This is a genomic window from Rhizobacter sp., assembly GCF_031412495.1.
Lineage (GTDB): Bacteria > Pseudomonadota > Gammaproteobacteria > Burkholderiales > Burkholderiaceae_C > Schlegelella_A.
On sequence record NZ_JANODC010000280.1, the window covers coordinates 1 to 5,542 of the forward strand.

Below are 5,542 nucleotides of genomic sequence, written 5' to 3' on the forward strand. Positions count from 1 at the left end.
CCTCTGGATCGACCTGTCGCCGCACCAGGTGCGGCTGGTCGAGTCGCCGCTCGACATCCGCGACGCCCTGCGCGAGCAGATGGGCAGCAGCGCCAAGGCCTGGATCTTCACCTCGGCGACGCACGGCGACTACGAACGCCTGGGCTGGGAAACCGAGAGCCCGGGTCTCGAGGCGGCGCGCATCGTCCGTCTCGGCAGCCCCTTCGAGTACCGCCGGAATGCGCGCGTGTTCGTGCCGCGCGAGTTCCCGCAGCCCAGCGAGCCCGGTCACCCGAAGGCGGTCGCGGCCCTCGCGGCGCGATGTGCGGGAGCCCTCGGCGGCCGCACCTTCGTCCTGACGACGACCTTGCGCTCGCTGCAGGCCGTCGGTGCACAGCTGAAAGTGGAGTTCGATGCCGCTGGCGAGGCGATCGAGGTCCTGGTCCAGGGCCAGGGCTCCAAACGCCAGCTGATGCAGCGCTTCCTCGACGCAGCGCATGCCGTGCTGGTGGGCTCGCAAAGCTTCTGGGAAGGCGTCGACGTCCCCGGCGAGGCGCTGCAGTGCGTGATCATCGACAAGCTGCCGTTTCCGCCGCCCAACGACCCGCTCGTCGAAGCCCGCGTCAAGCGCCTGGAGGCGGGCGGTCGCAATGCCTTTGCCGAGTACTTCGTGGCCGAGGCCGCGGTGTCGCTGAAGCAGGGCGCCGGGCGGCTGATCCGCAGCGAGACCGACCGCGGCCTGCTGGTCGTCTGCGACCCGCGCATGGCCAACATGGGCTACGGGCGCCGCCTCTTCGCGGCCTTGCCGCCCATGGCTCGGGCGAGCGACGAGGTCGAGGCGCTCGCCTGGCTGCGCGAGCTCGCCGGCGAGCCCGTCAGCCCGTGACCGTGCCTACCAGAGCTGCCACCAGCGGCTCTTGCGGCCGGTGACGCCGGTCCTCGCGACGGTCGAGTTCGGGAAGTTCGTCTCCATCACCCGCTTCGCGTCGTCGCGCAGCTGCGTCAGGCCGAGCTGGTCGTAGCTCTGCACGAGAATAAACAGCGCTTCCTCACTCGAGGGCGACTGCTGGAACTCCTGCACCGCCTGCTGCGCCCGGTTCGCCGCGGCGACGTAGGCGCCGCGCCGATAGTAGTAGCGGGCGACGTGCACTTCGTAGGCGGCGAGCGAATTGACGATGTAGTTCATGCGCAGGCGCGCGTCGTCGGCGTAGCCGGACTTCGGGAACTGCTCGATCAGCTGCTTGAACGACTGGTACGCGTCGCGCGAGGCCTGCTGGTCTCGCTCCGACAGATCCTGGCTCGCCAGGTTGCCGAACAGGCCCAGGTTCTCGTTGAAGTTGACGAGGCCTTGCAGGTACATCGCGTAGTCGAGGGCCGGGCTCGTCGGATGGAGCTTGATGAAGCGCTCCAGCGTCGACAGCGCCTGCGCCTTCTCGCCGTTCTTCCAGAGCAGGTAGGCGCGTTCGATCTGCGCCTGCTGCGCCAGCACCGAGCCGGCGGCACGGCCTTCGAGGCGCTCGTACAGCCGGGTCGCTTTGTCGAGGTTGCCCGCTGCCGCTTCTTCCTTGGCTTCGGCGTACAGGCGCTCCGCCGACCAGCGGCTGGTCTCGTCGCGCGGCGTGGTGTCGCACCCGGCAAGGAAGGCAGCCGCCCAGATCGTCGACACTGCGATGGGCCAGCGAAGGCCGAGGGAAGGAAGTCTCATGCGGAGGGGACTTGAGCGGTCACGCGGACGCGCCGGCGGGTGAGAGGGAGATCGAATTTTATGCTCGACAACGTCGTCGCCGATGACGAGGCCCCGGAAGTCCGCGAGGGGCTGGTCGCCGCCGAGCAGCACGGCGAGCGGCTCGACAAGGCCGTCGTCGCGCTGGTGCCGGAGTTCTCGCGCAACCACCTGCAGGACCTGATTCGGCACGGCTGGGCCCGTCTCGACGGCGGCGTGGCGACCAGCCCGGCGCAACGCGTGCGCGCCGGCCAGCAACTCGCAGTCACGCTGCAGCCGACGGCCGAGAGCCGCGCCTATCGACCCGAAGCCCTGCCGCTCGCGATCGTCCACGAGGACGAGGACGTCCTGGTCATCGACAAGGCGGCCGGCATGGTGGTGCATCCGGCAGCAGGCAACTGGTCGGGCACCGTGCTCAACGCGCTCCTGGCACGCGATGCGGCGAGCGCCGGCCTGCCGCGCGCCGGCATCGTGCATCGGCTCGACAAGGACACCTCGGGCCTGATGGTCGTCGGGCGCACGCTGGCGGCCGTTACGTCGCTCGTGCGCGCCATGGCGGCGCGCGAGGTGAAGCGTCGCTACCTCGCGATCGCGCAGGGCGTGCCGCCGGCGAGTCCCTTCAGCATCGAGGCGCCGATCGGGCGCGACCCGAAGCTGCGCACGCGGATGGCGGTGGTGGAGTCCGGCAAGCCGGCCCGCACCGACGTCGAGCGGATGGCCGTGCGCGACGGGCTCGCCGCGCTGCGCTGCATCCTGCACACCGGCCGCACGCACCAGATCCGGGTCCATCTGGCGTGGCGCGGCTGGCCGCTGGTCGGCGATCGCTTGTACGGTGGCCTGCCGGCAGCCGGCATGCAACGACAGGCGCTGCATGCCACCGAGCTCGGCTTCGCCCATCCGCGCAGCGGCCTGCCGATGGCGTTCAAGGCCGCACCGCCTGCCGATCTCGCGGCGGCCTGGGGTTTCGTCACGGATCGGCCGCCGGAGTGAGCGGCGGCCAGCCGCGACAGGCGGCTACAATCGCCCGATTCCCTTTCGATGCGAACGGCCCCGGCGGCGGGAACGCCCCGCCTGGCCTTCGAGGAACCATCGAAACGTGACCGCACCCGAGGGTGCAACCGACCCCGCGAGCAAGCCGCTCCCGAACCCGCCGCGTCCCCGCGTGGCCGAGGATTTCACGACGACATGAACACCCTGGATGCCAAGCGCGTCCTCGAGGCAGCGCTCATCTGCTCCACGCACCCGATGCCGTTGCGCGAGTTGGGCGCGTTGTTTGCCGACGAGGTGGGCCTCGACACCCTGCGAAGCCTGCTCGAGCAGCTCGTCGAGGAATGCAGCGGTCGAGGCGTGGAGCTGGTTTGCGTTGCCTCCGGCTGGCGCTACCAGAGCCGTCCGGAGATGGCTTCCTACCTAGCACGGCTGAATCCGGACAAGCCGCCCCGGTATTCCCGTGCGCTGCTCGAGACCCTCGCCATCATTGCGTACCGCCAACCCGTGACCCGAGGAGACATCGAGGATGTCCGCGGCGTTGCCGTGGCCAGCTCGATCGTCAAGCAGTTGGAGGACCGCGGCTGGGTCGAAACCATCGGCTACCGCGATGCGCCCGGCCGGCCGGCCCTGCTGGCGACCACCCGGCAGTTCCTCGACGACCTGGGCCTCTCTGGCCTCGATCAACTGCCCACGCTGGAAGGCGCGGACGGCATCCCGACGGCGCTTGCTGCGGCGCTGCCGGCCGCCGAGTCGCAAGCGCTGCTCGCCTTCGCCGCGGTGGAGGCCGACGCGTCGCCAGCCAGCTCGGTGTCGCCTCATCCGTCGCCTGACGCGCAGGCGTCGACGTTCCCGCCGTCCGACACCCTGCCCACCGACTCCCCGCCCACCGACTCCCCCCCGCCCGATCCCGCCCTGGAAGCGCACGCATGAATGCACCTGTCGATCCGTCCCTGCCCGTCGGCCGCGAAAGTGACCGGGAGGGCGACGTCTCCAGCGCCGAAGCGCCCGCGCCAGCGCCGCGGCGGCGTCGCAAGCCAGCCCCCGGCGCAGCCGCTGCGGGCACGGAGGCGGTGCCGTCCGGGAGCGACGGCGGAACTCCGTCTGGCGAAGGGAGCGGTCCCCCGGTCCACCCAGGGCCCGCGTCCGCTGCCGAAGCCCGGAGCCCATCCGGAGATCGCGGGCCGGATGGACCGGATGAAGATGGCAGGCGAGCGGCTCCGGAAGGTCAGGGGAGCGAAGGCGGCGATGGCGCTCCCGACGGCCCGCGCAGCCGCCGGCGCAATCGGCGCGACCGGCGCGGGCGAGGCGAGCGGGGCGACGATCGAGGGCCGGCGCGGGAGATGTTCTTCCCGCCGAACTTCGAAGGTCCGCTGCCGAGGCACATGCACTCGGTGCCGGCGCCCGAGGCCGGCGAGGTCTTTGCGCACGTCGTCTCCGGCGATTTCGACGCCGAGGTCGAGAACGCAGTCGGCGAAGTCGAGACAGCCATCGAGGAACCGGCCAAGCGCGTGCTCGCCCCCGAGCCCGACGCGCCCAAGCTGCACAAGGTCCTGGCCCAAGCGGGAGTCGGCTCGCGCCGCGACATGGAGGAGTGGATCCAGGAGGGACGCATCACCGTGAACGGCGAGCCTGCGCATACCGGCCAGCGCATCTCCTTCGGCGATCGCATCGAGGTCAACGGCAAGCCCGTTCGCCTGCGCATCGTCCCGCCGCCGGCGCGCATCATCGCGTACCACAAGCCGGTCGGCGAGATCGTCACCCACGACGATCCGGAGAACCGGCCGACGGTGTTCCGCCGCCTGCCTCGCCTGCAGCAGGGCAAGTGGCAGTCGGTCGGGCGGCTGGACATCAACACCGAGGGCCTGCTCCTTTTCACGACCTCGGGCGGCCTCGCCAACCAGCTCATGCATCCGCGCTTCGGCGTCGAGCGCGAGTACGCGGTGCGCGTGGTCGGCACGCTCGACGCCGAGTCGCGGGGGCGTCTGCTCGAAGGCGTCGAGATCGAGGGTCAGCGGGCGGCCTTCAAGTCGATCGAGAACGGCGGCGGCGAAGGCCTCAACCAGTGGTACCGCGTCGTCATCACCGAAGGTCGCAACCGCGAGGTGAGGAAGCTGTTCGACGCCGTCGGCCTGACGGTGAGCCGCCTGATCCGCATCCGCTACGGCACCGTCGTGCTGCCGCACGGCCTGAAGCGCGGCGTCTGGGTCGACCTTGGCGAGAACGACGTGCGGGCGATCCGGCGCCTCGCCTCGGGCGCCCCCGGCGAGCGCGAAGCCCGCCCGGACGAGCGCGGCGACGGCGGTCCGAAGCGGCGCGACGAACGCAACGGCCGCGGTGACCGCCCGGCCGATCGCGGTGCCGACCGGCCGGGCGAAAGGCAGGGGCCGCGCGGCCCCGACCGGCCCCGGCCCCCCGCTGCGCGTCGCCCGGACGAGGCTCGCTTCGAGGCACCCGGCGGCGGCGAGGCGGACCGCGAGCCGCGCGATCCCGACGACGACTATGACACCGACCACGGCCCGATCCCCAACCCGCTGCAGCAGACCTTCGATCACCGCTTCGTGCAGGGGAGGCGGATGGGGCCGAACAGCGGCTTCGGAGCCGGCGGCAGCGCGCCGCGGCCGAGTGCCGAGCCGAAGGGCGGCCCCAAGCAACCCGATCCCCTGCAGACTTCGGTCGGCTACATCGGCGCCGATGCCTTCCACCGCAAGAACCGCGGCGGCGGCAACCGGGGCGGCGGCTTCGGCGGGGGCGGCGGGCACGGCGGGGGCTACGGCGGTCGCGGCGGCGGCGGCGGTTCATCGGGCGGTGGCAACGGCGGCGGCTTCGGCGGCGGCTTCGGCGGCAGCGGAC

At 71.7% G+C, this 5,542-nt stretch carries 5 protein-coding genes; 4 read left to right on the plus strand and 1 reads right to left on the minus strand.

Annotated elements, in window-relative coordinates; genetic code table 11:
* Positions 1 to 865: ATP-dependent DNA helicase (locus AC30N0_RS10555; RefSeq protein ID WP_489517873.1), on the plus strand; the 865-nt coding region annotated here is incomplete at its 5' end.
* A 6-nt stretch (positions 866 to 871) separates the two neighbouring features.
* On the opposite strand, the gene AC30N0_RS10560 is transcribed toward AC30N0_RS10555, so the two are convergent.
* The gene (locus tag AC30N0_RS10560) at positions 872 to 1,684 is read right to left on the minus strand and encodes an outer membrane protein assembly factor BamD (RefSeq protein ID WP_489517874.1); all 813 of its coding nucleotides are present in this window, start codon (positions 1,682 to 1,684) and stop codon (positions 872 to 874) included.
* A 60-nt stretch (positions 1,685 to 1,744) separates the two neighbouring features.
* Between AC30N0_RS10560 and AC30N0_RS10565 the strand changes: the two genes are divergently transcribed.
* From AC30N0_RS10565 to AC30N0_RS10575, 3 genes are all read left to right on the plus strand, one after another.
* Positions 1,745 to 2,692, plus strand: a complete 948-nt coding sequence (locus tag AC30N0_RS10565; RefSeq protein ID WP_489517875.1) for an RluA family pseudouridine synthase — start codon at positions 1,745 to 1,747, stop codon at positions 2,690 to 2,692.
* A gap of 195 nt (positions 2,693 to 2,887) precedes the next feature.
* Positions 2,888 to 3,622, plus strand: coding sequence for an SMC-Scp complex subunit ScpB (gene scpB, locus AC30N0_RS10570; protein ID WP_489517876.1), 735 nt, complete (start codon positions 2,888 to 2,890; stop codon positions 3,620 to 3,622).
* Positions 3,623 to 4,032: 410 nt separating this feature from the next.
* Positions 4,033 to 5,542: pseudouridine synthase (locus tag AC30N0_RS10575; RefSeq protein ID WP_489517877.1), on the plus strand; the 1,510-nt coding region annotated here is incomplete at its 3' end.

What these genes read in the sequence shown, in the direction of transcription:
- AC30N0_RS10560 (WP_489517874.1), bottom strand. Translation starts at nt 1,684, where the DNA reads ATGAGACTTCCTTCCCTCGGCCTTCGCTGGCCCATCGCAGTGTCGACG.
- AC30N0_RS10565 (WP_489517875.1), top strand. Translation starts at nt 1,745, where the DNA reads ATGCTCGACAACGTCGTCGCCGATGACGAGGCCCCGGAAGTCCGCGAG.
- scpB (WP_489517876.1), top strand. Translation starts at nt 2,888, where the DNA reads ATGAACACCCTGGATGCCAAGCGCGTCCTCGAGGCAGCGCTCATCTGC.